We start from the raw sequence: 24,503 nt of genomic DNA on the forward strand, positions 1-24,503 counted from the left end.
GAAAGTCCACGACGGAAAGGCTTGACCAGACGCCATGCGCGCCCAGTTCGTCCTGTCGGAGATCGGTGTCGGTCTCCGCCGCAACCTGACGATGACGTTCGCCGTCATCGTCTCCGTGGCCCTGTCCCTGGCCCTGTTCGGAGGATCCCTCCTGCTGAGCGACCAGGTGACCAAGATGAAGGGCTACTGGTACGACAAAGTCAACGTGTCGATCTTCCTCTGCAACAAGAGCAACGCCGAGTCCGACGCGAAGTGCGCCAAGGGCGCGGTCACCGAGGACCAGAAGAAGGCGATCCTCGCCGACCTCCAGAAGATGTCGGTGGTGGAGAAGGTCACGTACGAATCCCAGGACGAGGCGTACAAGCACTACAAGGAGCAGTTCGGCAACTCGCCGCTGGCCTCCTCGATCACCCCGGACCAGATGCAGGAGTCGTACCGCATCAAGCTGAAGAACCCGGAGCAGTACCAGGTCATCGCCAGCGCCTTCAACGGCCGTGACGGCGTGCAGACCGTGCAGGACCAGAAGAGCATCCTGGACAACCTCTTCACCCTGCTCGGCTATCTGAACTGGGCGGCCCGCGGCGTGATGGCGGTGATGCTCACGGTGGCGACGCTGCTGATCGTCAACACCGTGCGGGTCTCCGCGTTCAGCCGCCGCCGGGAGACCGGGATCATGCGCCTGGTCGGCGCCTCCGGCTTCTACATCCAGGCGCCGTTCATCATGGAGGCCGCCGTCTCCGGGCTGATCGGCGGACTGCTGGCCTCCTCCTTCCTGGTGACCGTGCAGTACTTCGTGATCGACAACGGAGTGGCGCTGTCCTCGAAGCTCCAGCTGATCAACTTCGTGGGCTGGGACGCGGTGCTCACCAAGCTGCCGCTCATCCTCGCCGCGAGCTTCCTGATCCCCGCGCTCGCCGGTTTCCTCGCGCTGCGCAAGTATCTGAAGGTGTGACGCTTGTCCATCTGATGGTGTGACACATGTCGGCAGGGCCGCACCGCCAAGCGCGCGTGCGGCCCTGCGCGTTGTCCTAGACTCACCGCCATGTCAGGCCGTGACCCCTTCTGTCAGCCCCGCCGCAGCCGCTCCGGGGCCGGTCTGACGTTGGTCTTCGTGGGCGTGCTCGTGGCGGGCGCGGCGACCGGTTCGCTGCCCGGACACGAGCGCGGGTCCGCGGCGTCCGCGCACCGCGCGGTCCCGGTCCCGTCCGCCCCCGTCGGCCCGCCCGCTCCCGGCTCCGCCCCCGGCCCCTCGGACCCCGACTCCGCCGCCGCCTCCGCGCACCGGTCGTCGTCCCCCGTGAGCCCGTCCGAACAGGTCGCGCGGGCCGCCGCCGAAGCCATGGCCGCGGGCAAGTCGCCGGTGGAGGCCGCCGAACACGCCGTCAGCCGCAGCGGCGACCGCTGGGGCGCCGTCTACTCCCCGGGCGACTACGAGGAGTTCCAGGACGCCCTGGACGGCCGCTACACCGGCGTCGGGCTGTGGGCGCGGCGCGCGCGGGACGGCCGGATCGACGTCACCGAGGTGCAGACCGGCTCACCGGCCGCCGACGCGGGGATCCGCGCGGGCGACCGGCTGCGCAGCGTGGACGGCGAGACGGTGGACGGCCGGCCCGTCACCGACGTGGTCTCCCTGCTGCGCGGCGACGCCGACGACGCGCCCGCCGGCACCTCCGTCACCCTGGGCCTCCAGCGCGGCTCGCGCACCTGGACGCGGACGCTGCGCCGGGCCCGCCTGTCCACCGACTCCGTCTCGGTGCGGCGCCTGTCCGACGGTACGACCGTCATCAGGATCACCGCCTTCACCAAGGGCGCCGGGGACAAGGTCCGCACGGCCGTGCGCGGCGCCCCGGCCCGCTCCGGGATCGTCCTGGACCTGCGGGGCAACTCCGGCGGCCTGGTCACCGAGGCGGTCACCACCGCCTCCGCCTTCCTCGACGGCGGCCTGGTCGCCACCTACGACGTCGACGGCAGCCAGCGCGCCCTGCACGCCGAGCCCGGCGGCGACACCACCCGGCCGCTGGTCGCCCTGGTCGACGGCGGCACGATGAGCGCGGCCGAGCTGCTCACCGGCGCCCTCCAGGACCGGGGCCGCGCCCTCGTCGTCGGCTCCCGCACCTTCGGCAAGGGCTCGGTCCAGATGCCGACCCGGCTGCCCGACGGCTCCGTCGCCGAACTCACCGTCGGCCACTACCGCACCCCCGCCGGCCGCAGCGTCGACGGCCACGGCATCACCCCCGACCTGGACGCGGGGACGGACCCGCTGTCCCGCGCCCGCACGGTCCTGACGGGGCTGGGGGACCCTTCGTAGCGTCGGAAGACCACCCGGTGCCGCCGGGTGCCGCCGCTCCCGCCCCGGGCGGGTTTCGTACGGCACCGGTCAGCGCCGCTATCCGGGCGAACTCGTGCTCCAAGCGCTCCCGGCCGAGACGGGCCCACTCGCTCTCCAGGGCCGCCCGGCTCAGAGGGGTGACGTGCTGGAGTTCGACGAGCATGCGGTGGGCGACCGTCCAGCGGACGGCCGAGGACTCGGCCTGGATCTCCACCCTCACCGCGCGCGGCGCCAGCGTCCGCGGGTCGTGGACGTCACCCGTGACACCCCAGTAGGGGGCGTGCCGCGCCCACGCCGCTGTCCAGCAGTCCCGCAGGTCCGGGCAGACCTGGACGGCGACGGCGGCGCAGGGCAGATGAAGGGGCGGGCTGCCGGTGTGCTCGCCCTCGCAGACGGGCCCGCCCTCGGCCCTGCGGAGGAAGAGGTACGGGCCGGTGTAGCCGGGATCCACCGGCTGCTTGCAGATCGGGCACCACAGGTCGAGCATCGCGCGGCGCTGCCGGTACGGATGGACGGCCCGGGGCCGCGGACTCCCGCGCCGGCCCCTCGGCGGCATCGCCGTCCGCGTCCACAGCGTTCCCCAGCTGTCCCGGTCGTACGGCGTCTCGTCCGCGTAGGCCAGCCGGTCCCGGACCGGATCCCTGACCAGGGCGAGCGGCAGCGGTGTCTCGCGGCTGTAGCCCGCGAGGTAGGGCGTGATCCCGGCGGGGACGGGGGGCAGTACCGATGAGGCACCGGTCGGACCGGGGCGGCGGTCGGTGCCGGTCATCCCGTTCCCGCCTCTCCCACCTCGGCCCACACGCTCTTGCCGCGGACGCAGGGCGTGACGCCCCAGTCCTGGGACAGACCGTCGACCAGACGCAGCCCCCGGCCCGTCTCGGCCAGCAGGTCCGCGCCCCGCAGGCGCGGCAGCAGCGGACTCCCGTCCGTGACCGCCACGCGCACCTTCGTGTGTCCCGTACGGGTCACCGTCATCCCCACGTCCGGGCCACGCGCATGCCGGACGGCATTGGTCACCAGCTCCGAGGCGACCAGTTCGGCGTCGGCCACGAGCCGGGGCAGATGCCACACGGCCAGCACGGTCGCCACCATCACCCGCGCCTCCCCGGCGGCCCGCTCGTCCCGTGGGAACACTCCGCTGTAGGACGGGCATCCGGTGGCCGAGGCGACCGGATGCCAGGTCGGCCGCAGCCGTTTCGCACGCGTCGGCCCGTGCCCGGCCGGGCGGTCCGTGTCCGGCTCCGGCTCGTTCCGATCGCCGGACACACCGGGGACCATGCTTGTTCTGGTCATTTCACGCCTGACCTCTTCGGGGAGTCGGGGATGCCCTGCTCGCCTTCCCTCCGCTGCACACAGAGGGTGGGCCGGGCCATTGGTCGGCGGCCTGCTACGCGCCGACTGCCGATGACCAGACAACTCTGTCAGCCAGTGGCTCGGTTAGGGCGATGGGCAAGAGACCGGGCTTCGCCCCTAGGGGGATGTGACTCGCGGTTCTCCTGACGTGGCGCGTATGTGCCGCTACGTTGCGCGCATGAGTGCCGCGCGCAACGAAGCTCTTGAGACGTGGATGAAGGAGCACGGCCACAGCGCCAACAGCCTGGCTGAAGCGGCCAACAGAGCTGTGGAGCGGCTGACCGGACGCACAGGCAGCTATGACGGTTCGTCGGTCCGTTCCTGGAAGTCGGGCCGGGTCCGTTGGCCGAATGAATTCACCCGCAGGGCTCTTGAGGCCGTGACGGGGATGTCCGCAACGGAATTAGGGTTCGTGCCTCGTGGGCGGGCTCGGCCCGCCCGCGCCCCCCAGCAGGAGGACGACATGAAGCGCCGTACCCTCATCAGCGGAATCGCTGTGGCCGCGGCAGCAGTTCCCGGTACCGCCCCCCGACGTATCGGCATGAGCGACGTCGACCGTCTGCAGCAGCGATTCACCGAGATCATCGCCAGCGACATCCGCTGGGGAGGGCAGCCCGGCATCGAGCAGCGGGCCGCCGCGCTCGCGGACGAGGCACTGAACCTTCAGAACGCCGGCAGCGTCGCGCCGCGTGTGCGCAGCAGCCTGTATGCCTCTGCTGCCGCGTTCCGTTCCTCAGCGATGTGGGCCGCCATCGACGGCTGCCGCTACGACACCGCCAAGGCACACATGCGTGAGGCTCAGGCCCTTGCCGAGATGTCCGGCGACCAGGCGATCAAATTCCGAGTCTGGAGCCACGCGGGCAGCATGTACCGGCACATGGGCCTGCCCGCCGACGCCCTCGCGGCGAACGACGTCGCGCGAAGCCTGCACATCACGCGGCGTGATCCCCTGTTCAGCTGCCTCGGGCATGCCCGGCATGCCGCCACCCTCGGTCTCACCGGTGACACCGCGGCCGTCCACCGCGCCCTCGGAGCTGCCCAGGACGCGCTCGAACGCGCCGACCCGGACGCCGTTCGCCCGATGTGGATGGCCGCTGTGGGTGACGGAGCCGAGTTGGAAACGCTGGCCCTGTCCGCACATCTCCGCCTCGGCAACTTCGAACAGGCGGAAGCGCACGCTCACCGCAGCCTGGCCCTGCTCCGTCCCCAGATGCAACGTGACCGCGCGATCAACACTGCTCGGCTCGCACAAGCCCAGCTCGGGCAGGGGGAGGCCGACGCCGCCGCGTCCACCGCGATGGAAGTCCCCGCCATCACCGCTACCCGGCACGCCCGGGTCGCCCGGATGCTCCAGGAGTTCGGGGCCGCGCTACGGGCCGCCGCGCCCGGCAACACCATCATTCAGGACTGGACCGAGCACACCGCCACCTGGAGGACTGCCACGTGATCACGGAGCCCACCGTCGTACCGCACCTCTTCGCCCGCCCCTGATGTCACCGCAGTCACATGCGCGCCACTGCTCACCTGCCGAACCACGCAGTCACCGCCTTCGGCGAGCGCTTCGACCGGCACGGCACCGAGCCGGGTTTCGTGGCCGTGCTCGCGTACGCCGACGAGCACCCGGTCGGATACGCCTACGGCAACCGGATCGAGCACGGCGACCGCTACTGGCAGCGCACCAGCCCGGCACCGGCCGATGAATACACCGAGTATCCGGCCCTGGCCATCAAGGAGATCGGCGTCCGGCCGAACTGGCGTAAGACCGGAACGGCCCGGCGCATCCACGACGCCCTTCTGCTCGCCAGCCCCGGCGAGCGGTACGTGACGCTGATGGTCAACGGAGCGGCCGGCGACGGCAAGGTCCACGCGCTCTACCGGTCGTGGGGATACGAGGACATCGGCCACAGCCAGCCGTCACCGGCCTCCCCACGACTCACGGTGATGATCCGTCCCGTTCGCTGAGGAGCAGTGGCCGCTGCCTTCGAGGGGCCGCGGCCCGGACCTGAGCCGTCCCAGGCCGGGTGACTGGGAGACCGTGGAAATGGACTTCCCGTCCACCCCCCGTCTAGTGCCAAAATGGACCGCACTATGGCTAAGGAAAAAGGGCGCAAGCTGATCGCGCAGAACAAGAAGGCGCGGCACGACTACCTCATCCTCGACACCTACGAGGCCGGTCTGGTGCTGACCGGTACCGAGGTGAAGTCGCTGCGTCAGGGGCGGGCCTCGCTGGTCGACGGGTTCGTGCAGCTGGACGACCACGAGGCGTGGCTGCACAACGTGCATGTGCCGGAGTACACGCAGGGCACCTGGACCAATCACAGCGCCCGGCGCAAGCGGAAGCTGCTGCTGCACCGCGAGGAGATCGACAAGCTGGAGTCGAAGTCCCAGGAGACGGGGCACACCATCGTGCCGCTCGCCCTGTACTTCAAGGACGGCCGGGCCAAGATCGAGATCGCGCTGGCGAAGGGCAAGAAGGAGTACGACAAGCGGCAGACGCTGCGCGAGAAGCAGGACCGCCGCGACGCGGAGCGGGTGATGTCGGCGGTGCGCCGCAAGCAGCAGGCGTGACGCGCGCGTGACGCGTGACGGGACCGGGCGGGGCGCCGGGGCAGCGGGAATAAGCTGGCAAGGAGCCGCGTTGGTCACGTACGATGGCAACTGCACCGCACAGCCGGTGCGCGCCGCCTCTGCGGAGGGCCTCTGAGGGCCTCTTCGGAGGGATTGAAAAAACAACATGGGGATGATCGGTTTCGACAGCGGCTGTCGAAGCAGGGGAAGCGTGTCGAGGAAGCGGCCATGATCTCGTAAACCACAGGCCGAAAAAAATAATCGCCAATACCAAGCGCGATTCCTCCCAGCAGGCCTTCGCCCTCGCTGCCTGATCTCAGGTAGCGATCGCGAGCCTCCTATACAGGGAGTGTCAGCCCGGGGCTGTTCCCGACCCGGATCCTGGCATCAGCTAGGGGACTAAACCTTGATCCCGGTCACGGGGTGAAGAGGGAAACCAAACAGTGACTGAGCCCGTCGGAGACTTGTCCGCGTGATCTCCGGGGCCGAGAAAATCGTAGCGGACTGCACACGGAGAAGCCCTGGTTCCGCACCGTTGGACGCGGGTTCGATTCCCGCCATCTCCACTCACCCGTCCGCGGGTACCCCATGTGAGACCAAGGCCCTGCCGCTTTCGAGCGGTGGGGCCTTTGTCGTGCGCCGTGCGCGTAACCGCGGGCGGGGACGGTTCAGGGAGCGGGATGGTTCCCAGGTGCGCTGGTGTGATCCGGCCAATCTTGGCCGGGCAGCGGTGTCCGGAAACCGCTGGTTTCACAAGTGCTGCACGGGTCCTGCGGGGCATCTCCTTGTTTCGGTGAGGGGGGCGATTTCGGCCAGCGGATGATCCGGTTCTTGTCATGTACGCCCATGACCTGCCTAGAGTTGCCGGCGCGCCCGGCCGGAACTGACCCTTCTGGCGGTGGGCGCATCGGCCTGCGGTCGGGGGAATCGCCGGCAAGTGTCTGCTCGCGTCCCGCGCCTTCGGACTCTCCGGACGGGCTCCCGCCTGCCCGTTCACGAAGCAGGGATGCACTTTGAAGTCCAGAACAGGCCCGAGACCGCCCGTGCGGCGCGGCCGGCGCGGACCAGGGCGGTCCGCGCGTCTCGTACCCGCCCTTCTCACCCTCGCCGTCCTGACCCCGCTCGCCGCGCGGTCCGATCTGATCGGCCGCTGGGCCGAGGACGCGGTCCCGGTGGCCGACAGCTACGACGGCTTCGACACCGCCGCGGCCGAGCGGCTGCGCCAGGACCAGTGCCTGATGGCCGGTGTGCTGCGCCTGGGCGGCCCCGGGATGTACGGCGTCGCCCAGAACGCGCTGAACCAGACCCCCGAGCAGCTGCACACCGCGGCGAACCAGGAGTACTGGAACAAGACCCCGCTGTCCGAGGCGTACGAGGCGGACCGCAGCGCCGCCGACAAGGAGGGCTCGGCCCTCTACGACCGGGTCAAGGACTGGAAGATCTCCGGCCTGCCCACGCCCGGCGGCTTCAAGTCGGTCGCCGACTTCGAGGACCCGCCCGGCCTGCCCGGCGACAACCGCAAGGACTTCTTCGACCAGACCGGGCTCGGCCAGTGGACCGCGGCCCAGTTCTGGAAGGACGAGGACGGCTTCTACGAGGACCCCACGCCCCAGGCCGACGCCGAGACCGTCAAGGCGGTCAAGGAGCTCGGTACCCCGCTCTACGGCAAGGATCCCGACCCCACGGTCCCCGGCCAGGACTGGCAGCAGGCGACGGCCGAGCACGCCGCCTGGGACGATCTGGTCAACTGGGACATGGAGCCGACCGGCGCGGACAACGCCCGGCTCTTCCTGTCCTCCGGCGGATTCGCGCGCACCGCGCCCGAGCCCGGCAGCCTGGAGTACCGCATCGCGGTCGAGGACCTGAAGACCCGCTTCGCGGCCTGCGGCTGGCGCACCCCCGTCGACCCGGACAAGGTGCTGGGCAAGGAGGTCGCCGACGCCTCCGCCGAGTGGCAGCAGGAGATCGCCGCCCAGGCCGTCCAGCGCAACCAGATCCTGACCGCCAACAGCGACGCCACCAAGGCGCTCGCCGCCGGCGCCAAGGCGCTGGGCGAGATGCTCGGCCAGTCCTGGTACGCCGATCACCTCACCCGCTGGCAGGACTACTGGTCCGCGGGCGGCCCCGGCTGGATCGGTGACAGCCCGCTGGTGCTGCACGCCCACGGCTCCTCCGCCAACTGCCTCGACGTGGAGAGCGGCAAGAAGGACAACGGCACCCCGGTGCAGATCTACACCTGCAACGGCTCCGCGGCCCAGCAGTGGCAGATCCGCGACGGCGCGCTCGCGAACGTCGCCTCCGGCAAGTGCCTGGACGTCAAGAGCGCCGGCACGGCCGACGGCACCGCCATCCAGATCTGGACCTGCAACCAGAGCCCGGCCCAGAACTGGACGTACAACCCGCACGCCACCACGAGCCTGGTCAACGCGGGCTCCGGCAAGTGCCTGGACCTGAAGGCGTACACCAAGGGCCAGAACAGCCGGCTGCTCACGTGCAGCACCGCGGGTGTGCAGAAGTTCGACATCGTGCCGTCCGGCCACAAGGGCACGGACAGCCTCGAATACCCGAAGACGGCCCAGTTCACCACGGCCAAGAAGGGCGTCACCGACGCCCAGGCCGCCGCGAAGAAGCAGCTCGACCTGCTGAAGGCACAGGCTGCGGCGGCGAAGAAGGACGCCACCGACACGGACACCGCCGAACAGGCCGCCTACGCCGTCGCCGACAAGGCGGGCGCCCCCCGGGGCCGCGCGCTGCTCGTCGGCCAGCAGAAGGCCCAGGTCACCAAGGCGTCCGCCGCGGCGCTGGACGCGATGGCGAAGGCGGGCGACACCGCCTACGCCGCCACCCGCGCCGCCGCCGGTGACAGCGCCACCGTCGCCGCCCGCGCCCTGACGCAGGCCGCCGAGTCGAAGGCCGCCTTCCGTACGGCCGCCGCGCAGGAGGCCAACGCGCAGGCGAAGGCCGCCGCCGACGCCGCCGCCGTACAGGCGCAGACGGCCAAGGCCGCCCGCGACACCGCCCGCGCCAAGCTCGCCGAGACGCGCAAGGCCGAGGCGGACGCCAAGTCGGCCGCGGCCACCGCGCACGCCAAGCGGCTCGCGGCCGAGGCCGAGGAGGCCACCGCCAAGGCGGAGAAGGCGACCGCCGCGCAGAAGCAGGCGGAGGCCGCCCAGCACCGCAAGAACGCCGAGGGCTACGCCAAGACCGCCGAGGAGGCCAAGGGCCGCGCCGAGACGGCCGAGTCCACCGCCCGCGAGAAGCGGCAGGCCGCCGAGCAGGCACGGGACGGCGCCAAGGCCAAGCGGGACGACGCCTGGGACGCGGAGAGCAAGGCGAACGCCGCCCGCGCCAAGGCCGACGCCAAGGACGCCTACGCCGACGCCCACGCCTCCGCCGACGACGCCAAGGACGCGCGCGCCGCGGCCGACGCCGCCGACGGGGCCGCCGACGACGCCGAATCCGCCGCGCGCTCGGCACGCGGCGAGGCGAACGCGGCCACCCAGGCCGCCGCCGACGCCGACGCGGCCGCCACCCGCGCCGAGGCCGCGGCCGAGCGGGCCCGCTCCGACTCCGACGCCGCCCAGGCCGCCAAGCTCAAGGCGGACGCCGCGGTGCGCACCGCGACCAGCTCGGCGGCGGACGCCATCAAGGCGTCCCAGGACGCGGCCACCGCGGCCCGTACCGCCGTACAGCTGGCCGACGAGGCGGAGAAGCACGCCGCCGACGCGAAGAAGCAGGCCGACGCGTCCAAGGCGGAGGCCGCCAAGGCGGTCTCCGGCGCGGCGGACGCGGCCGGACACGCCCATGTCACCGCGCAGGCGGCCGAGGACGCCCGCAACTCCGCCCAGCAGGTGGCCGCCCCGGCCAACGACGCGATCCAGCTCGGCTCGCCGTACATCACCACCGACGCCGCCGCCGGGCTCGCCGTGCTGACGGGCCAGTCGTCCAAGACGATCGCCGAGCAGCAGCAGGCGGTCGCCGAGGCGCATGCCCAGAACGCGCAGCAGGCCGCCGCGCAGGCGCAGTCCACCGCGAACGCGGCGACCGGCGACGCCAAGGCCGCCTACACGATCGCGGCCGAGGCCGCCGGACACGCGGCGGACGCCCGCAAGTCCGCGAAGGAGGCCCTGGGATACGCGGCCGAGGCGGCACAGGCGGCCGCCGACGCCCAGACGTCACTGGCCAACACCCTGGAGTACGACCGCCAGGCCGGTGCGGACGCGGCGGCGGCCGACAAGGCCGCGGGACGCGCCGAGGGCTACGCCAAGGACGCCCGGGACTCCGCCGACCAAGCGGCGCTGGACGCCGAGGCCGCCCGTACCGCCGCGACCGAGGCGGAGCAGGCGGCCAAGGACGCCCGCGCCGCCGCCGACCGCGCCGACGCCGAGGCCACCGCGGCCGAGGAGGCGGCCAAGGACGCGCAGAAGTACGCGGACTCGGCCCAGCAGGCGGCCGACGAGGCACAGCGCAACGACGCCAACAAGCAGGTGCAGGCCGGTGCCGCCACCGGTGCCGGTGGCGTGTTCTCCGTCATCGACGAGATCAAGCAGAGCGGGGACCCGGAACGCCTTCCGGACGACTGCTCGCGGCTGCCCTGCGACCTGGTGTTCAAGGCGCACTTCGACGCGGTCGTCAGCTTCTACCTGTGCACGAACCCCGATGTCCCCGCCACCGAGTCCGGCTGCCCGGCCGAGGACACGGTCTTCCTCACCACGCAGACGATCAAGGGCCTGACCAAGACGGTCAAGGTCTCCTCGTGGCAGGCGACCAAGGACCTGTGGAAGGGCATCTTCGACTCGGTCGTCGGTGACTTCACCGGCTGCTACCACAAGATCAAGGGCGACGGCAGCGGCAGCTACGGCGACTGCGCCTGGGCCGCCACCTGGCTCCCGCTGGGCGGCCCCATCGCGAAGATCACCGAGGCGATCCGCGGGGTGGACGCCGCGCTGCGCACCGGCGTGGGCGTCTCCGACGCGCTGAAGGCGCTCAAGGCCCTCGACGTGGACGCGCGCACGCTCGCCGACATCGAGCGCACGGTGTCCGTCTACGAGGACGCGCGGACGGCGTGCCGGATCAACAGCTTCCCCGGCACCACGGACGTCGTCCTGGCCGACGGGAGCCGCAAGCCGATCCGCGACGTGCGCCTGGGCGACCGGCTCCTGGCCGCCGACCCGGCCACCGGACGCAACCGGTCCGAGCCGGTCACGCGCACCTTCCGGCACACCACCGAGGACCTGCTGGACGTCACCCTGGCGGGCGGCGGGCACCTCACCAGCACGCCGGGCCACCGCTTCTACGTCACCGGCCGCGGCTGGACCCTCGCGTCCGACCTGCGCGCCGGGGACCGGCTGCGCACCCCGGACGGCGGGACGCGCACGGTGGCCGCGCTGCCCGGCCGTGACTCCGCCGCGCCGCGGACGGTGTACGACCTGACCGTGTCGGGCCTGCACACCTTCTACGCGGTGGCGGGCGACGCCCCGGTCCTGGTCCACAACTGCAACGACCTGATCGCCGACGAGGGCAAGTTCCCCGGTCTCGCGCACGTCCTGGACGAGCACGTGGACCCGAGCAAGGCGGAGGCGGTCGCCCTGGCCGCCAAGAAGTCGGCCAAGGCCGGCCGGGACACGCCCAACAGCGTGTTCTCCGACGGCGTGACGGCCCAGCAGGTCGTCGACTACGCCATCGCCGGCAGGGCGGGCGCCATCGCCAAGTGGCTGCGCGGGTCGAAGCAGGAGCTGGAGTGGAGCGGTACGTTCGGGGCGAAGAACTCCCTGGGCACCGTCTACTACGCCAACAACACCGAGAAGGCCGCCGGCAACGGCTTCTACATCATGCTCAAGCGGGCCAAGGGCCACCCGCACGGCTACTACGTGTACACCGCGTACCCGAAGTAGGAAGAAGCAGGAAGGAAGCGGAACGAGATGCAGCGCTTCACCGACTTCGAGTTCGGTGTGCCGTGGGTGATGGGCTTCTTCCACGCGGACTGGACCCACTCGGGGGACACCCCCGCCGAGGTGGTGGCCAACCACTTCGCGGAGGAGGACGACCGGGAGGTCCTGGCCGTCCGGCGGGACGCCCTGACCCTGCTGGACGGCCTCGCCCCGGAGGCGGTCGGAGCGCTGTGGTCGGCCGGCGCGGAGTACCTGCCCGGTACCGCGCCGGCCGAGTGGACCGCGTGGACGCGGACGGTCGTCGCCCTGTGCGACGCGCGGCTGTCCGCGGTCATGGACCCCGTCGCCCTGTCCGGGGCCGACCTGGAGGACGGACGGGACCAGGAGGAGGCGGTCGTCGCCGAGATCGCGGGACTGTCCTTCCTGGCCGCGGACGTACGGGACGCGCTCACCGCGTGCGCCCGCCGCGGCACCCCCGACCTCGCGTTCCGGATCCTGCTGCGCGTCCTGCGCAACGCTCCGGGCGCGTGGCTGGCGCCGGACCGGTACGCGCGGATGGAGGCGATCGGTACGGCGCTGCACCTCGGCGAGTTCGTGGTGGACTCCGTCCGGTACCTGGTCGACGACGAGCCCCCGCCGGACCCGCCGACGGAGCGCTTCACCGACGGCGACTTCGGCATGAGCGGGCTGATGCGCGCCTTCGCTCCGGACGGCGGGGCAACAGCGCCGGTCGCCGTCGTCCGGGACCTGCTGTCGGAGGCGTCCGACCCGCGGGCGGTGCTCGCCGTCCGCCGGGATGCGCAGGCACTCCTCGACTACCTCCCCGGCCGTACGAGCGAGGTGCTGTGGTGCGCCGGTACGGGGCTGGGCCCCGGCTTCTTCGCGGGGGACGACCCCGCGAGGGCCTCGGGCAAGGCGTGGCTGCGGACCGTCGTCGCGGAGTGCGACGCCCGGCTGTCCGGCCTCGACGTGCCGCCGCTGGACGGAGGCGATCTGGTGGGCGGCGGCGCCAGGAACGGCCCGGCGACCCGTGAACTGGGCGAGTTCGCCGCGGTCCTGGATCCGGAGACCGCCCAGGCCCTCACCGACTGCGCCTGGCTCTACGCCCCGGAACTGGCCCTGCGCCTGCTGCTGCGGACGCTCGTGCGGACGCGGACACCGCTGACCGCCGGGCAGTACGAGCTGCTCGCGGCCCGCGCGGCGGCCTGTCTCCACGGCCCCCGCCTGCTGGCGGACGTCCGCCGCCTGGTGCCCGAGAACGCGGAGGGCTGACCCCGCCCGCGCCCCGCCCGCACCCGGGGCGCGTCCGGCGATGAGAACATGAGGTCTCGGCAACTACACCGCTGTAGAAGGACGTCAGGCACATGTTCGAACAGCTCAAGAACCTGAAGAACCTCAAGGACAAGGTCGAGGACCTGGCCGAGACCCACGGGGACAAGATCTCCGCCGGTCTGGAGAAGGCCGGTGACTTCATCGACGGCAAGACCGGCGGCAAGCACCACGACAAGATCGACAACGCCGTCGACAAGGCCCAGGACTACATCGGCAAGCTCGGCGAGAAGGAGAGCGGCAAGAAGCCGGAGAACCTGGAGAAGCCGGAGAACCTGGAGAAGTCGGAGAAGCCGGAGAGCGCGGGGGACGGGAAGGGCGGGGAGAAGTCCTGAGTCTCCCGGGAAGGGGGCGGGCGGCCGGTCCCGCGAAGCCCGCCCTCTCGGCCCGCCCCCGCCCCGCCCCCGAGTGAGCGGGGCGGGCGACAATCGGGGGGCGAGGTCGCGGCGCCGCGACGGCACGTGACACTGGTGGCAGGCACGACGAGGCGAGCACGGGACGATGAGCCATGGGTGAGGTCGAGGAACAGCAGCAGCCGGGACACGGACCCCTGGCCGGGTTCACCGTGGGGGTGACGGCCGCGCGGCGCGCCGACGAACTGGGCGCGCTGCTCGGGCGGCGCGGCGCGCTCGTCGTGCACGCGCCCGCGCTGCGCATCGTCCCGCTCGCCGACGACAGCGAACTCCTGGCCGCCACCGAGGAGATCGTCGGCCGGACGCCCGACATCGTGATCGCCACCACCGCGATCGGCTTCCGCGGCTGGCTGGAGGCCGCCGCCGGCTGGGGCCGGGGCGAGGTCCTGCTCGACCGGTTGCGGCAGGCGGAGGTGCTGGCCCGCGGGCCCAAGGTCAAGGGCGCGATCCGGGCCGCCGGACTGACCGAGCGGTGGTCGCCGTCCTCGGAGTCGATGGCCGAGGTGCTGGACCGGCTGCTCGAACAGGGCGTGGCCGGACGGCGGGTGGCCGTCCAGCTGCACGGGGAGCCGCTGTCCGGCTTCGTGGACGCGCTGCGGGCGGGCGGGGCCGAGGTCGTCCCGGTGCCGGTGTACCGGTGGCTGCCGCCCGAGGACCCCGGCCCGCTGGACCGGCTGCTGGACACCACCGTCGCGCGCGGCCTCGACGCGCTCACCTTCACCAGCGCCCCGGCCGCCGCGTCCCTGCTGTCCCGCGCGGCCGAACGCGGGCTGCTGGCCGAGCTGCTGGCCGCGCTCGCCCACGATGTGCTGCCCGCGTGCGTCGGCCCGGTGACCGCCGTGCCGCTGGAGGAGCACGGGGTGGCCACGGTGCAGCCCGAGCGCTTCCGGCTGGGGCCGCTGGTGCAGGTGCTGTGCCGCGAACTGCCGGGCCGGGCACGGACGTTGCCGGTCGCCGGGCACCGCGTGCAGCCCCGCGGGCACGCGGTGCTGGTGGACGACGACCTGAGGCCGCTGCCGCCCGCCGGTACGGCGCTGCTGCGGGCGCTCGCGCGGCACCCCGGCCGTGTGGTCTCCCGCGCCGACCTGCTGCGCGCCCTGCCCGGCACCGGCCGCAACGAAGACGAAGACGTGGTGGAGACCGCCATGACCCGCCTGCGCACCGCACTCGGACACCCCGACCTGATCCAGACGGTCGTCGGACGCGGCTACCGGCTGGCCCTCGACCCGACGCCGGACGCGCAGCACACGGACGACTAGGGTCTGTCCGCGCACTGCCGTGTCCCCGGCGGGACGGCGTCCCCGCCACGCCCGGCGGCGCGGCCCTCCGGTCCCCGGACCGTCCGTCGACCGCTCCTGCCCCGTCTGCCGTCTGCCGTCCGCCGTCCGCGGCCCCCTCACCCGCGCCGCTCCGCCCGCCCGTGCAGCAGCAGCGCCCGTGCCAGGCAGGCCAGGGCCAGTGTCACCAGTACGGTCCGGACGGCGTTCCAGGCCACCCACGGATTCTCGAAGTGCGCGCGGGCCGCGCCGGGGGCGGTGGCGCGGGCCAGCGCGTCGTTGAGGGGGACGTTGCACGCCGCGGTGACCGCGAAGGCGAGGACGTGCGCCGCCAGGGCCGCCCACACCCACGGGCGGAGCGGCCGGGTGCCGCGCAGCCGCCACGCCGAGACGGCGGTCAGCAGCGGGGCGCCGAGGAAGGAGAGGAGGAAGAGCGGGTTCTGGATCACGTCGTTGATGTCCCGCATGACCTCGACGTACGTGCGGTCGTCGCTGCGGGCCAGCGCGGGCATCACCGCGCAGGCGAAGACGTAGTAGACGCCCGCCAGCAGCCCGGTGGCGACGGCGGCCGTGCCCAGCACACCCGCCGTGGCGCCACGCCGCACCCTGTCCCCGCCCGCGCCGCGGCCCAGTCCCTCGCGGTAGCCGATCTCGATGTCCGTCATGCCACCCAGTCAACGCACCGGCCCGGCCCGCGCCCATCGCCGAGACGCGCGGGCGCATACGCGGCCGTCCACGCGCGGGGGGTTCCGGCCGGGGGAACGGGCGGGCACTGTGGGAGGGAACGCTTTCCCCAGCCCTGACGAGCACCCCGCCGTCGGTCCGGCGACCGGCCGGGGTGTCGCCCCCTAGGCGGTGACAGGCACATGGCACTGGGTACGGCTCCGCACACGGCCACGGTCCTCCCCGAACTGCGCTTCGACGCCGGGCGGATCTGTCTGGACCTGCTCGCCACCACCCACCCGGCGGAACGGCTCGGCACGCCCGCGCCGCTGCGCGCCTGGATCACGGGCTCGGGCCTGGTCCCGCCGGGCACCGGCCTGGCGCACGCCGACCACACCTGGGCGGCGGCCTTCCGCGAACTGCGCGGGCAGGTGGCGTACCTGGTGGACGCGCACCTGGACGGACCGCCGCCGCGCGACCCCCGCGCCCCGCGCGATCCCAGTGCCCCCCGCGCCCACGGCCTCGCTCTCGCCCTGGCCCGCGTCAACGACACCGCGCGCGCCGCCCCGCCCGCCCCGCGCGCCGTGCGCGGCGCGGACGGCGCCCTCGTACGGGTGCTGGCCGCCCCGCCCGAGCGCGCCGCGCTGCTCGCGGCCGTCGCCCGCGACGCCCTGGACCTGCTCACCGACCCCGTCGCCCGCGCCGCGCTGCGCCGGTGCGCGGGCGACCACTGCCCCCTCGTGTACCTGGACACCTCCCGGGGCCGACGGCGCCGCTGGTGCTCCAGCGAGGTCTGCGGCAACCGCGAACGGGTCGCCCGCCACCGCCGCCGCGCCGCCCTCGCCCGCACCTGACGGACCGTCCCGTCCCCGCCCGGCCCACCGCTCCGGGCGGCGCCCCGCCCGCAGGCCGGGTCCGGCTTCCGCCGACGGGCCTCCTTCGCGTACGGTTGACGGCTGCCCAGCACGTCAGAAGGGGGCCCGGTGGCCGCTCAGGCTCAACAGGATTCCGCGGTCGGTTCGGTTCACGACGCAGCGCACGACACCGTGCGCGACCGAGAGATCAGCATGGAGCAGGACCACCTGGACCGGGTGTACCGGCGGCTCGAGGTGAAGATCCACGAGGCCGAGTTCCTGATGCGGGACGCGGCCGAGCGCGGCCAGGTCGGCACGCCCGGCGCGCTGGCCGAACGGGACGCCCAGGTCTTCCGGGCGGGCATCCACCTCAACCGGCTGAACAACGAGTTCGAGGACTTCCTCTTCGGCCGCATCGACCTGCTGCGGGGCAAGGACGGCAAGAAGGGCCCGGACGGCGCCTACACCGCCGTCGAACCGGCCGAGGGCGCGGTGCGCGAGGACAACACCGCCGACATCGCCGAGACCCTGCACATCGGCCGCATCGGCGTCCTGGACGAGGACTACGCCCCGCTGGTCATCGACTGGCGGGCGCCCGCCGCCGCGCCGTTCTACCGCTCCACCCCGGTCGACCCCGGCCGGGTCGTGCGCCGCCGGGTGATCCGCTCCAAGGGGCGGCGGGTGCTCGGCGTCGAGGACGACCTGATGCGGCCCGAGCTGACCGCCCGGCTGGACGGCCGCGAGCTGCCCGCCGTCGGCGACGGCGCGCTGATGGCGGCGCTCGGCCAGGCTCGCAGCCACAGCATGCGGGACATCGTCTCCTCCATCCAGGCCGAGCAGGACCTCGTCATCCGGGCGCCCGCCGCCTCGGTGACCTATGTCGAGGGCGGTCCGGGCACCGGCAAGACGGCGGTCGCCCTGCACCGCGCCGCCTACCTGCTCTACCAGGACCGCCGCCGGTACGCGGGCGGCATCCTCATCGTCTCGCCGACCCCGCTGCTCGTGGCGTACACCGAGGGTGTGCTGCCCTCCCTCGGCGAGGAGGGCCAGGTCGCCGTCCGGGCGATCGGCTCGCTCGTCGACGGCGTCGAGGCCACCGTGTACGACGCGCCGTCCGTGGCCCGCGCCAAGGGCTCGTACCGGATGCTGAAGGTGCTGCGGAAGGCGGCGCGGGGCGCGCTGGAGCTGAGCCCCGGCGCACGCGGCGGGGCGCAGACCTCGGCGGGCACGCCCGCGCACGCGCCCGCGGGACAGCTCGCCTTCGGCGAGGACCCGGAGGAGACGGAGGAGGCGCCGGTCCCGGCCGGGCCGCCGACCCGGCTGCGGGTGGTCGCCTTCGGCCGCCGCCTCGAACTGGAGGCCGCGGAGCTGGAGCACGTACGGCGCACCGCCCTCGGCGGCACCGCCCCGGTCAACCTGCTGCGCCCGCGCGCCCGCAAGCTGCTCCTGGACGCCCTGTGGGAGAAGTCCGGGGCCGGTACCCGGCACACCGACCCGGAACTGGCCGCCGAGCTGCGCTCCTCCTTCGACGACGACGTCACGGACGAGGACTCCTTCATCGCCTTCCTCGACGCCTGGTGGCCCGAGCTGACCCCGCGCGCGGTGCTCGCCGCCATGGCCGACGAGCGGCGCCTGGGCCGCTGGGCCCGCCGGGTGCTCAACCCGGGCGAGGTGCGCAAGGTCGCCCGCTCGCTGCGGCGGGACGGGTACTCGGTGCACGACATCGCGCTGCTCGACGAGCTCCAGGCGATCCTCGGCACCCCGGCCCGGCCGCGCAGGAAGCGCGACCTGGACCCGCTGGACCAGCTCACCGGCCTGGAGGAGCTGATGCCGGTGCGCGAGGAGTCGCAGCGCGAGCGCGCCGAGCGGCTGGCCCAGGAGCGCACCGAGTACGCGCACGTCATCGTCGACGAGGCGCAGGACCTCACGCCCCTCCAGTGGCGCATGGTGGGCCGCCGCGGCCGGCACGCGACCTGGACGGTGGTGGGCGACCCGGCGCAGTCCTCCTGGTCCGACCCGGACGAGGCGGCCGAGGCCCGCGACGAGGCACTGGGCACCCGCCCGCGCCGCCGCTTCGAGCTGACGGTGAACTACCGCAACCCGGCCGAGATCGCCGAGCTGGCCGCCCGGGTGCTGGCCCTGGCCATGCCCGGCTCCCGCGCGCCCTCCGCGGTGCGCTCCACGGGCGTGCAGCCGCGCTTCGCCGTCGTCCGGGGCTCGCTGGGGGCCACCGTGCGGGCGGAGGCCGAACGGCTGCTGGAGCGGGTGGAGGGCACCGTCGGCGTGATCGTGGCCATGAACCGGCGCGAGGAGGCCCGCCGCTGGCTGGCCGGCCTGGGGGACCGGGTGGTGGCGCTGGGCAGCCTGGAGGCCAAGGGCCTGGAGTACGACGCGTCGCTGGTCGTCTCGCCCGCGGAGATCGCCGACGAGTCGCCGGCCGGGCTGCGGGTGCTCTACGTCGCGCTGACCCGCGCGACCCAGCAGCTCACCGTGGTCTCCGGCGAGCGCGACGAGCCGGACGCCGCCGGGGTGCCGGACCTGCTGCGGGACTGAGCGCGGAAAGGAACCTCGCCGGGGGAATGGTCTCGCCGGATCCGTTTGTTAGCCTTGGTGTGGCACCGGCCCGATCCAAGCCCCCGGGCCCAACCTTCGTCGCTACGAGCGACCACTTGCCGCGAGGCGAGCATGGCGGGCCGGTGTCATCAAGCTCAGCGGAGGCCCACGTCACAGCGAATGTGACGTGGGCCTCTTTTGCTGCTTCCGCCCCTACCGTGACCCCCGCTCTTCTCGTATGGTGGAAGTCACTTTCCGAAAATAGCGCCTCCCGGTGAACACAAAGTCCGCAATACGGGGCGGCTACCACGTACTCAGGGGTAGGTGCGACGATCGGACGGCACAACTTCGCGACACGGTGAAAGCAGAGGAAGTCGGCCATGGCAACGGCGCCCAGCGTCTCCTACTCGATGACCATCCGGCTGGAGGTGCCCGCGAGCGGAACGGCAGTCTCGCAGCTCACCACCGCTGTGGAGTCCTCCGGAGGCTCGGTCACGGGCCTCGACGTCACCGCGTCCGGCCACGAGAAGCTCCGTATCGACGTCACCATCGCGGCGACGTCCACCGGCCACGCCGACGAGATCGTCGAGCAGCTCCGGGGCATCGAGGGTGTCACCCTCGGCAAGGTCTCCGACCGTACGTTCCTGATGCACCTCGGCGGCAAGATCGAGATGCAGTCCAAGCACCCCATCCGCAACCGTGACGACCTCTCCATGGTCTACACGCCGGGTGTGGCCCGCGTCTGCATGGCGATCGCCGAGAACCCCGAGGACGCCCGCCGCCTCACCATCAAGCGGAACTCCGTTGCGGTCGTGACGGACGGCTCCGCGGTGCTGGGCCTGGGCAACATCGGCCCCAAGGCCGCGCTGCCCGTCATGGAGGGCAAGGCGGCCCTCTTCAAGCGGTTCGCCGGCATCGACGCCTGGCCGATCTGCCTGGACACCCAGGACAGCGACGCCATCGTCGAGATCGTCAAGGCGATCGCCCCCGGGTTCGCCGGCATCAACCTGGAGGACATCTCCGCGCCCCGCTGCTTCGAGATCGAGGCCCGGCTGCGCGAGGCCCTGGACATCCCGGTCTTCCACGACGACCAGCACGGCACCGCGATCGTCGTGCTCGCCGCGCTCACCAACGCCCTGCGCGTGGTGGACAAGCCGATCGAGAACGTCCGGGTCGTGATGTCGGGCGCCGGCGCGGCCGGTACCGCCATCCTCAAGCTGCTGCTCGCCGCGGGCGTGAAGAACGCCGTCGTCGCCGACATCCACGGCGTGGTGCACGCGGGCCGCGAGGACCTGGTCGACGCGGCCCCCGAGTCGGCGCTGCGCTGGATCGCCGACAACACCAACCCGGAGAACCTCACCGGCACCCTGAAGGAGGCCGTGCGCGGCGCGGACGTCTTCATCGGCGTGTCGGCGCCCAATGTGCTCGACGGCGCCGACGTGGCCGCCATGGCCGACGGGGCGATCGTGTTCGCGCTCGCGAACCCGGACCCGGAGGTCGACCCGGCGGTCGCCCGCCGGACGGCCGCGGTGGTGGCCACCGGCCGCTCCGACTTCCCCAACCAGATCAACAACGTGCTGGTCTTCCCGGGTGTCTTCCGCGGTCTGCTGGACGCGCAGTCGCGCACCGTCAACACCGAGATGATGCTCGCCGCCGCCCAGGCGCTGGCCGACGTCGTCACCGAGGGCGAGCTGAACCCGAACTACATCGTCCCCAGCGTCTTCAACGACAAGGTCGCCGGGGCCGTCGCCGGGGCGGTCCGGGAGGCCGCCAGGGCGGCCGGTGCGAGCGCGGCGGCCGGCCCGGTCACCGGAGTCTGACAAACGGCACGCATCAGTCAGAACGGACGTTCGGGGGCGATGGTTCCCGGGCGTGATGATCGCCACGACGCGCCGGGACCCGGCGCGTCGCGGCGGACGCTGTCAGTGGGGCGCCCTATCGTGGCTGGCCGGAGTCTGCGGCTGGAGCCGGACGGCAGGCCCTGGCCGGCAGACCCTCTTTTCGTGTGACTCCCAAGGGTGTTCTCACGACTCCTACGGGTGCCGGATTGGCTTTCCCGCCGCAGGTGGGGGCAGGATGCCACCCTGGGCGCGAGGGTCTGACGAGGGACCCGGGTCCGGGGACCCCCGAGGACCCTGGCAGCATCGGCTTGGCTGGCCCAACATGCGGCTTCGCCGCGTGGCACGCCTCAACGGCAAGAAGAACACGGGAGTAACAACATGAACCGCAGTGAGCTGGTGGCCGCGCTGGCCGACCGCGCCGAGGTGACCCGCAAGGACGCCGACGCCGTGCTGGCCGCGTTCGCCGACGTCGTCGGCGACATCGTCTCCAAGGGGGACGAGAAGGTCACCATCCCTGGCTTCCTCACCTTCGAGCGCACCCACCGTGCCGCTCGCACCGCCCGCAACCCGCAGACCGGCGAGCCGATCCAGATCCCGGCCGGCTACAGCGTGAAGGTCTCCGCGGGCAGCAAGCTCAAGGAAGCCGCCAAGGGCAAGTGACCTCGCCTTCCGTACGCCACGGGACGGCGTACGGGGCCCGCTAGGGCCGACAACGTCCATGGGGCGGCCCCCTTCACCGGGGGCCGCCCCATCGTCGTCGTACGCACCCGCGCGGCCCCTCCGGCAGGAGGCCGCGCGCGCGTGCCCGGTGGCTCAGCCGAGCGCCTGGCCCGGCAGCTCGACCTTCGCGCCCAGCTCCACCAGCTTGTCCATGAAGTTCTCGTAGCCGCGGTTGATCAGGTCGATGCCGTGGACACGGGAGGTGCCCTGGGCGGCCAGGGCGGCGATCAGGTAGGAGAAGCCGCCGCGCAGGTCGGGGATGACCAGGTCGGCGCCCTGGAGCCGGGTGGGGCCCGACACCACCGCGGAGTGCAGGAAGTTGCGCTGGCCGAAGCGGCAGTCGGAGCCGCCCAGGCACTCGCGGTAGAGCTGGATGTGCGCGCCCATCTGGTTGAGCGCGGAGGTGAAGCCGAGGCGGGACTCGTAGACCGTCTCGTGGACGATCGACAGGCCGGTCGCCTGGGTGAGGGCGACCACCAGCGGCTGCTGCCAGTCCGTCTGGAAGCCGGGGTGCACGTCCGTCTCCAGCGCGATGGACGTCAACTGCCCGCCGGGGTGCCAGAACCGGATGCCCTCGTCGTCGATCTCGAAGGCACCGCCCACCTTCCGGTAGGTGTTCAGGAAGGTCATCATCGACCGCTGCTGGGCGCCGCGGACGTAGATGTTGCCCTCGGTGGCCAGCGCCGCCGACGCCCAGGAGGCCGCCTCCAGGCGGTCCGAGAGGGCGCGGTGGGTGTAGCCGCCGAGCTTGTCGACACCGGTGATGCGGATGGTGCGGTCGGTGTCCATCGCGATGATCGCGCCCATCTTCTGCAAGACGCAGATCAGGTCCTCGATCTCCGGCTCGACGGCCGCGTTGGACAACTCGGTGACGCCTTCGGCGAGTACGGCCGTCAGCAGCACCTGCTCGGTCGTGCCCACCGACGGGTAGGGCAGCCGGATCTTGGTGCCGCGCAGCCGCTGCGGTGCCTCCAGGTACTGGCCGTCCGCGCGCTTCTCGATCGTCGCGCCGAACTGCCGCAGCACGTCGAAGTGGAAGTCGATGGGCCGGCCGCCGATGTCGCAGCCGCCCAGACCGGGGATGAAGGCGTGGCCGAGCCGGTGCAGCAGCGGGCCGCAGAACAGGATCGGGATGCGGCTGGAGCCCGCGTGGGCATCGATGTCGGCCACGTTGGCGCTCTCCACCCGGGTCGGGTCGAGCACCAGCTCGCCCGGCTCCTCACCCGGACGGACCGTCACCCCGTGCAGTTGCAGCAGACCGCGTACGACGCGCACGTCACGGATGTCCGGAACATTGCGCAGCCGGCTCGGTTCGCTGCCCAGCAGAGCGGCGACCATGGCCTTCGGTACGAGGTTCTTCGCACCGCGGACACGGATCTCGCCCTCCAGCGGGGTTCCGCCGTGGACAAGCAGTACGTCATCAGTGCCGTTGACGGTCATGTATCTCGCGTTCCGATGAGGTGGGGCAGGGGCGCGGCCGGTCACTCGGGCAGGGGCCGGACAGACAGACTAGTCGCGGCGGAGCCTGCTTTCGTAAGCCTGTGCACCACCCGTACGTCATGGCTGTGTCACAACACGAAGTGTCGGGCACCGGGCACGTGCGGTGACCGCCGTGGTCGTGCGCCCGCGACGCTCCCGTGCCCCGGGCGCGTCCTCACTCCGGTAGCCGGATTGGTCCCCCACGCCGGGGGAAGATGCGGGATCATGTCTGGCATGACCGAGGTGTCCTCGCTCACAGGGCGGCTGCTCGTGGCCACGCCCGCCCTGGCGGACCCGAACTTCGACCGTGCGGTGGTGCTCCTTCTCGACCACGACGAGGAGGGTTCCCTCGGTGTCGTCCTCAACCGGCCCACCCCGGTGGACGTGGGTGACATCCTGGCCGGCTGGGCGGACCTGGCCGGGGAGCCGGGCGTCGTCTTCCAGGGCGGGCCGGTCTCGCTGGACTCCGCGCTCGGTGTCGCCGTCATCCCGGGCGGCGGCGCGGGCGGCCGCGCCCCGCTGGGCTGGCGCCGGGTGCACGGCGCGATCGGCCTGGTCGACCTGGAGGCGCCGCCGGAGCTGCTGGCCTCCGCCCTCGGTTCGCTGCGCATCTTCGCCGGGTACGCGGGCTGGGGCCCCGGGCAGCTGGAGGGCGAGCTGGGGGAGGGCGCCTGGTACGTCGTCGAGTCGGAACCGGGCGACGTGTCCTCCCCGTTCCCCGAGCGGCTGTGGCGCGAGGTGCTGCGCAGGCAGCGCAGCGAGCTGGCGATGGTCGCCACCTACCCGGACGACCCGTCGCTCAACTGATGCCCGCGCACTTCAGTACCCTTGGCGTATGAGCACTCTCGAGCCCGAGCGCGGCACTGGTACGGGAACCCTCGTAGAGCCGACGCCGCAGGTGTCCCACGGAGACGGCGACCACGAGCGCTTCGCCCACTACGTCCAGAAGGACAAGATCATGGCGAGCGCCCTGGACGGGACACCCGTCGTGGCGCTGTGCGGCAAGGTGTGGGTGCCGGGCCGTGACCCGAAGAAGTACCCGGTCTGCCCGCTGTGCAAGGAGATCTACGAGTCCATGAGCGGCGGCGGCGACCAGGGCAAGGGCGGCGACAAGAAGTAGACCACCGGCTTTCCCCGCCCGTCCCGCGGGCCTTCGGGCCGACTGGGCCCCCGAGTGCGTTTCGCGCGCTTCGGGGGCCTTTGTGCGTTCCCGCGTTGCACGGGGTGCGTCGG

At 72.5% G+C, this 24,503-nt stretch carries 18 protein-coding genes, 1 other RNA gene and 1 pseudogene; 16 read left to right on the forward strand and 4 right to left on the reverse strand.

Going from position 1 to position 24,503, the window contains the following annotated elements:
• The first annotated feature begins 34 nt into the window (after nucleotides 1–34).
• Both ftsX and B086_RS0106105 read left to right on the forward strand, forming a co-directional pair.
• Complete coding sequence (ftsX, locus tag B086_RS0106100; RefSeq protein WP_018565520.1) at nucleotides 35–952, forward strand: permease-like cell division protein FtsX; 918 nt, start codon at nucleotides 35–37, stop codon at nucleotides 950–952.
• A gap of 90 nt (nucleotides 953–1,042) precedes the next feature.
• On the forward strand, nucleotides 1,043–2,308 hold the full coding sequence (locus B086_RS0106105) for a S41 family peptidase (RefSeq protein ID WP_106436031.1): 1,266 nt from the start codon (nucleotides 1,043–1,045) through the stop codon (nucleotides 2,306–2,308).
• Here B086_RS0106105 and B086_RS39260 read toward each other — a convergent pair.
• Nucleotides 2,229–3,098, reverse strand: a complete 870-nt coding sequence (locus B086_RS39260; RefSeq protein ID WP_018565522.1) for a hypothetical protein — start codon at nucleotides 3,096–3,098, stop codon at nucleotides 2,229–2,231. The two genes, B086_RS0106105 and B086_RS39260, sit on opposite strands and share 80 nt — an antisense overlap.
• A complete protein-coding gene (locus tag B086_RS0106115; protein ID WP_234029263.1) occupies nucleotides 3,095–3,595 on the reverse strand; it encodes an ATP-binding protein in 501 nt (166 codons plus the stop codon). Before B086_RS0106115 ends, B086_RS39260 begins: the two co-directional genes overlap by 4 nt.
• A gap of 265 nt (nucleotides 3,596–3,860) precedes the next feature.
• On the opposite strand from B086_RS0106115, the gene B086_RS0106120 reads away from it, so the two are divergent.
• From B086_RS0106120 to B086_RS0106150, 8 genes and pseudogenes are all read left to right on the forward strand, one after another.
• Entirely contained in the window at nucleotides 3,861–5,129 is a 1,269-nt protein-coding gene (locus tag B086_RS0106120; protein WP_106436032.1) for a hypothetical protein, read from the forward strand.
• A gap of 59 nt (nucleotides 5,130–5,188) precedes the next feature.
• The gene (locus B086_RS0106125) at nucleotides 5,189–5,644 is read left to right on the forward strand and encodes a GNAT family N-acetyltransferase (protein ID WP_018565525.1); all 456 of its coding nucleotides are present in this window, start codon (nucleotides 5,189–5,191) and stop codon (nucleotides 5,642–5,644) included.
• 126 nt (nucleotides 5,645–5,770) lie between these two features.
• Entirely contained in the window at nucleotides 5,771–6,250 is a 480-nt protein-coding gene (gene smpB, locus B086_RS0106130) for an SsrA-binding protein SmpB (protein ID WP_018565526.1), read from the forward strand.
• Nucleotides 6,251–6,418: 168 nt separating this feature from the next.
• Nucleotides 6,419–6,819, forward strand: a transfer-messenger RNA (tmRNA) gene (gene ssrA / locus B086_RS42215).
• Nucleotides 6,820–7,293: 474 nt separating this feature from the next.
• Nucleotides 7,294–12,144 (forward strand): ricin-type beta-trefoil lectin domain protein, encoded by a 4,851-nt coding sequence (locus tag B086_RS0106135; protein WP_018565527.1) that lies wholly within the window; start codon nucleotides 7,294–7,296, stop codon nucleotides 12,142–12,144.
• A gap of 27 nt (nucleotides 12,145–12,171) precedes the next feature.
• Nucleotides 12,172–13,413: a hypothetical protein gene (locus B086_RS44925; protein ID WP_018565528.1), complete on the forward strand. Its 1,242-nt coding sequence runs from the start codon at nucleotides 12,172–12,174 to the stop codon at nucleotides 13,411–13,413.
• 92 nt (nucleotides 13,414–13,505) lie between these two features.
• Nucleotides 13,506–13,706 (forward strand): annotated as a pseudogene (locus tag B086_RS39275) (antitoxin); the annotation flags it as partial.
• A 272-nt stretch (nucleotides 13,707–13,978) separates the two neighbouring features.
• Entirely contained in the window at nucleotides 13,979–15,142 is a 1,164-nt protein-coding gene (locus B086_RS0106150) for a uroporphyrinogen-III synthase (protein WP_018565530.1), read from the forward strand.
• Nucleotides 15,143–15,279: 137 nt separating this feature from the next.
• On the opposite strand, the gene B086_RS0106155 is transcribed toward B086_RS0106150, so the two are convergent.
• Nucleotides 15,280–15,825 carry a DUF1772 domain-containing protein gene (locus tag B086_RS0106155; RefSeq protein ID WP_018565531.1) on the reverse strand — a complete coding sequence of 182 codons (546 nt, stop codon included), beginning with the start codon at nucleotides 15,823–15,825 and terminating at the stop codon, nucleotides 15,280–15,282.
• A gap of 201 nt (nucleotides 15,826–16,026) precedes the next feature.
• Between B086_RS0106155 and B086_RS0106160 the strand changes: the two genes are divergently transcribed.
• The 4 genes from B086_RS0106160 to B086_RS0106175 all read left to right on the forward strand — a co-directional run bounded on the left by B086_RS0106160 (nucleotide 16,027) and on the right by B086_RS0106175 (nucleotide 21,731).
• Nucleotides 16,027–16,677, forward strand: coding sequence for a CGNR zinc finger domain-containing protein (locus B086_RS0106160; RefSeq protein WP_018565532.1), 651 nt, complete (start codon nucleotides 16,027–16,029; stop codon nucleotides 16,675–16,677).
• Between the two features lie 129 nt (nucleotides 16,678–16,806).
• On the forward strand, nucleotides 16,807–19,230 hold the full coding sequence (locus B086_RS0106165; RefSeq protein WP_026252152.1) for a HelD family protein: 2,424 nt from the start codon (nucleotides 16,807–16,809) through the stop codon (nucleotides 19,228–19,230).
• Nucleotides 19,231–19,610: 380 nt separating this feature from the next.
• On the forward strand, nucleotides 19,611–21,050 hold the full coding sequence (locus B086_RS0106170; protein WP_018565534.1) for an NAD-dependent malic enzyme: 1,440 nt from the start codon (nucleotides 19,611–19,613) through the stop codon (nucleotides 21,048–21,050).
• Between the two features lie 399 nt (nucleotides 21,051–21,449).
• Nucleotides 21,450–21,731 (forward strand): HU family DNA-binding protein, encoded by a 282-nt coding sequence (locus B086_RS0106175; protein ID WP_003990598.1) that lies wholly within the window; start codon nucleotides 21,450–21,452, stop codon nucleotides 21,729–21,731.
• 153 nt (nucleotides 21,732–21,884) lie between these two features.
• Here B086_RS0106175 and murA read toward each other — a convergent pair whose 3' ends face one another.
• The gene (gene murA / locus B086_RS0106180; protein ID WP_018565535.1) at nucleotides 21,885–23,231 is read right to left on the reverse strand and encodes a UDP-N-acetylglucosamine 1-carboxyvinyltransferase; all 1,347 of its coding nucleotides are present in this window, start codon (nucleotides 23,229–23,231) and stop codon (nucleotides 21,885–21,887) included.
• 273 nt (nucleotides 23,232–23,504) lie between these two features.
• Between murA and B086_RS0106185 the strand changes: the two genes are divergently transcribed.
• Nucleotides 23,505–24,077, forward strand: coding sequence for a YqgE/AlgH family protein (locus tag B086_RS0106185; protein ID WP_018565536.1), 573 nt, complete (start codon nucleotides 23,505–23,507; stop codon nucleotides 24,075–24,077).
• Nucleotides 24,078–24,105: 28 nt separating this feature from the next.
• Nucleotides 24,106–24,390 (forward strand): DUF3039 domain-containing protein, encoded by a 285-nt coding sequence (locus B086_RS39280; protein WP_026252153.1) that lies wholly within the window; start codon nucleotides 24,106–24,108, stop codon nucleotides 24,388–24,390.
• Nucleotides 24,391–24,503 lie beyond the last annotated feature (113 nt).

Origin of the sequence: Streptomyces sp. PsTaAH-124 (assembly GCF_000373685.1) — a bacterium.
Lineage (GTDB): Bacteria > Actinomycetota > Actinomycetes > Streptomycetales > Streptomycetaceae > Streptomyces > Streptomyces andamanensis.

What these genes read in the sequence shown, in the direction of transcription:
- B086_RS0106175 (WP_003990598.1), top strand. Translation starts at nt 21,450, where the DNA reads ATGAACCGCAGTGAGCTGGTGGCCGCGCTGGCCGACCGCGCCGAGGTG.
- B086_RS0106160 (WP_018565532.1), top strand. Translation starts at nt 16,027, where the DNA reads ATGGCACTGGGTACGGCTCCGCACACGGCCACGGTCCTCCCCGAACTG.
- B086_RS39280 (WP_026252153.1), top strand. Translation starts at nt 24,106, where the DNA reads ATGAGCACTCTCGAGCCCGAGCGCGGCACTGGTACGGGAACCCTCGTA.
- murA (WP_018565535.1), bottom strand. Translation starts at nt 23,231, where the DNA reads ATGACCGTCAACGGCACTGATGACGTACTGCTTGTCCACGGCGGAACC.
- B086_RS0106185 (WP_018565536.1), top strand. Translation starts at nt 23,505, where the DNA reads ATGACCGAGGTGTCCTCGCTCACAGGGCGGCTGCTCGTGGCCACGCCC.
- B086_RS0106170 (WP_018565534.1), top strand. Translation starts at nt 19,611, where the DNA reads ATGGCAACGGCGCCCAGCGTCTCCTACTCGATGACCATCCGGCTGGAG.
- ftsX (WP_018565520.1), top strand. Translation starts at nt 35, where the DNA reads ATGCGCGCCCAGTTCGTCCTGTCGGAGATCGGTGTCGGTCTCCGCCGC.
- B086_RS44925 (WP_018565528.1), top strand. Translation starts at nt 12,172, where the DNA reads ATGCAGCGCTTCACCGACTTCGAGTTCGGTGTGCCGTGGGTGATGGGC.
- smpB (WP_018565526.1), top strand. Translation starts at nt 5,771, where the DNA reads ATGGCTAAGGAAAAAGGGCGCAAGCTGATCGCGCAGAACAAGAAGGCG.
- B086_RS0106150 (WP_018565530.1), top strand. Translation starts at nt 13,979, where the DNA reads ATGGGTGAGGTCGAGGAACAGCAGCAGCCGGGACACGGACCCCTGGCC.
- B086_RS39260 (WP_018565522.1), bottom strand. Translation starts at nt 3,098, where the DNA reads ATGACCGGCACCGACCGCCGCCCCGGTCCGACCGGTGCCTCATCGGTA.
- B086_RS0106105 (WP_106436031.1), top strand. Translation starts at nt 1,043, where the DNA reads ATGTCAGGCCGTGACCCCTTCTGTCAGCCCCGCCGCAGCCGCTCCGGG.
- B086_RS0106120 (WP_106436032.1), top strand. Translation starts at nt 3,861, where the DNA reads ATGAGTGCCGCGCGCAACGAAGCTCTTGAGACGTGGATGAAGGAGCAC.
- B086_RS0106125 (WP_018565525.1), top strand. Translation starts at nt 5,189, where the DNA reads ATGCGCGCCACTGCTCACCTGCCGAACCACGCAGTCACCGCCTTCGGC.
- B086_RS0106155 (WP_018565531.1), bottom strand. Translation starts at nt 15,825, where the DNA reads ATGACGGACATCGAGATCGGCTACCGCGAGGGACTGGGCCGCGGCGCG.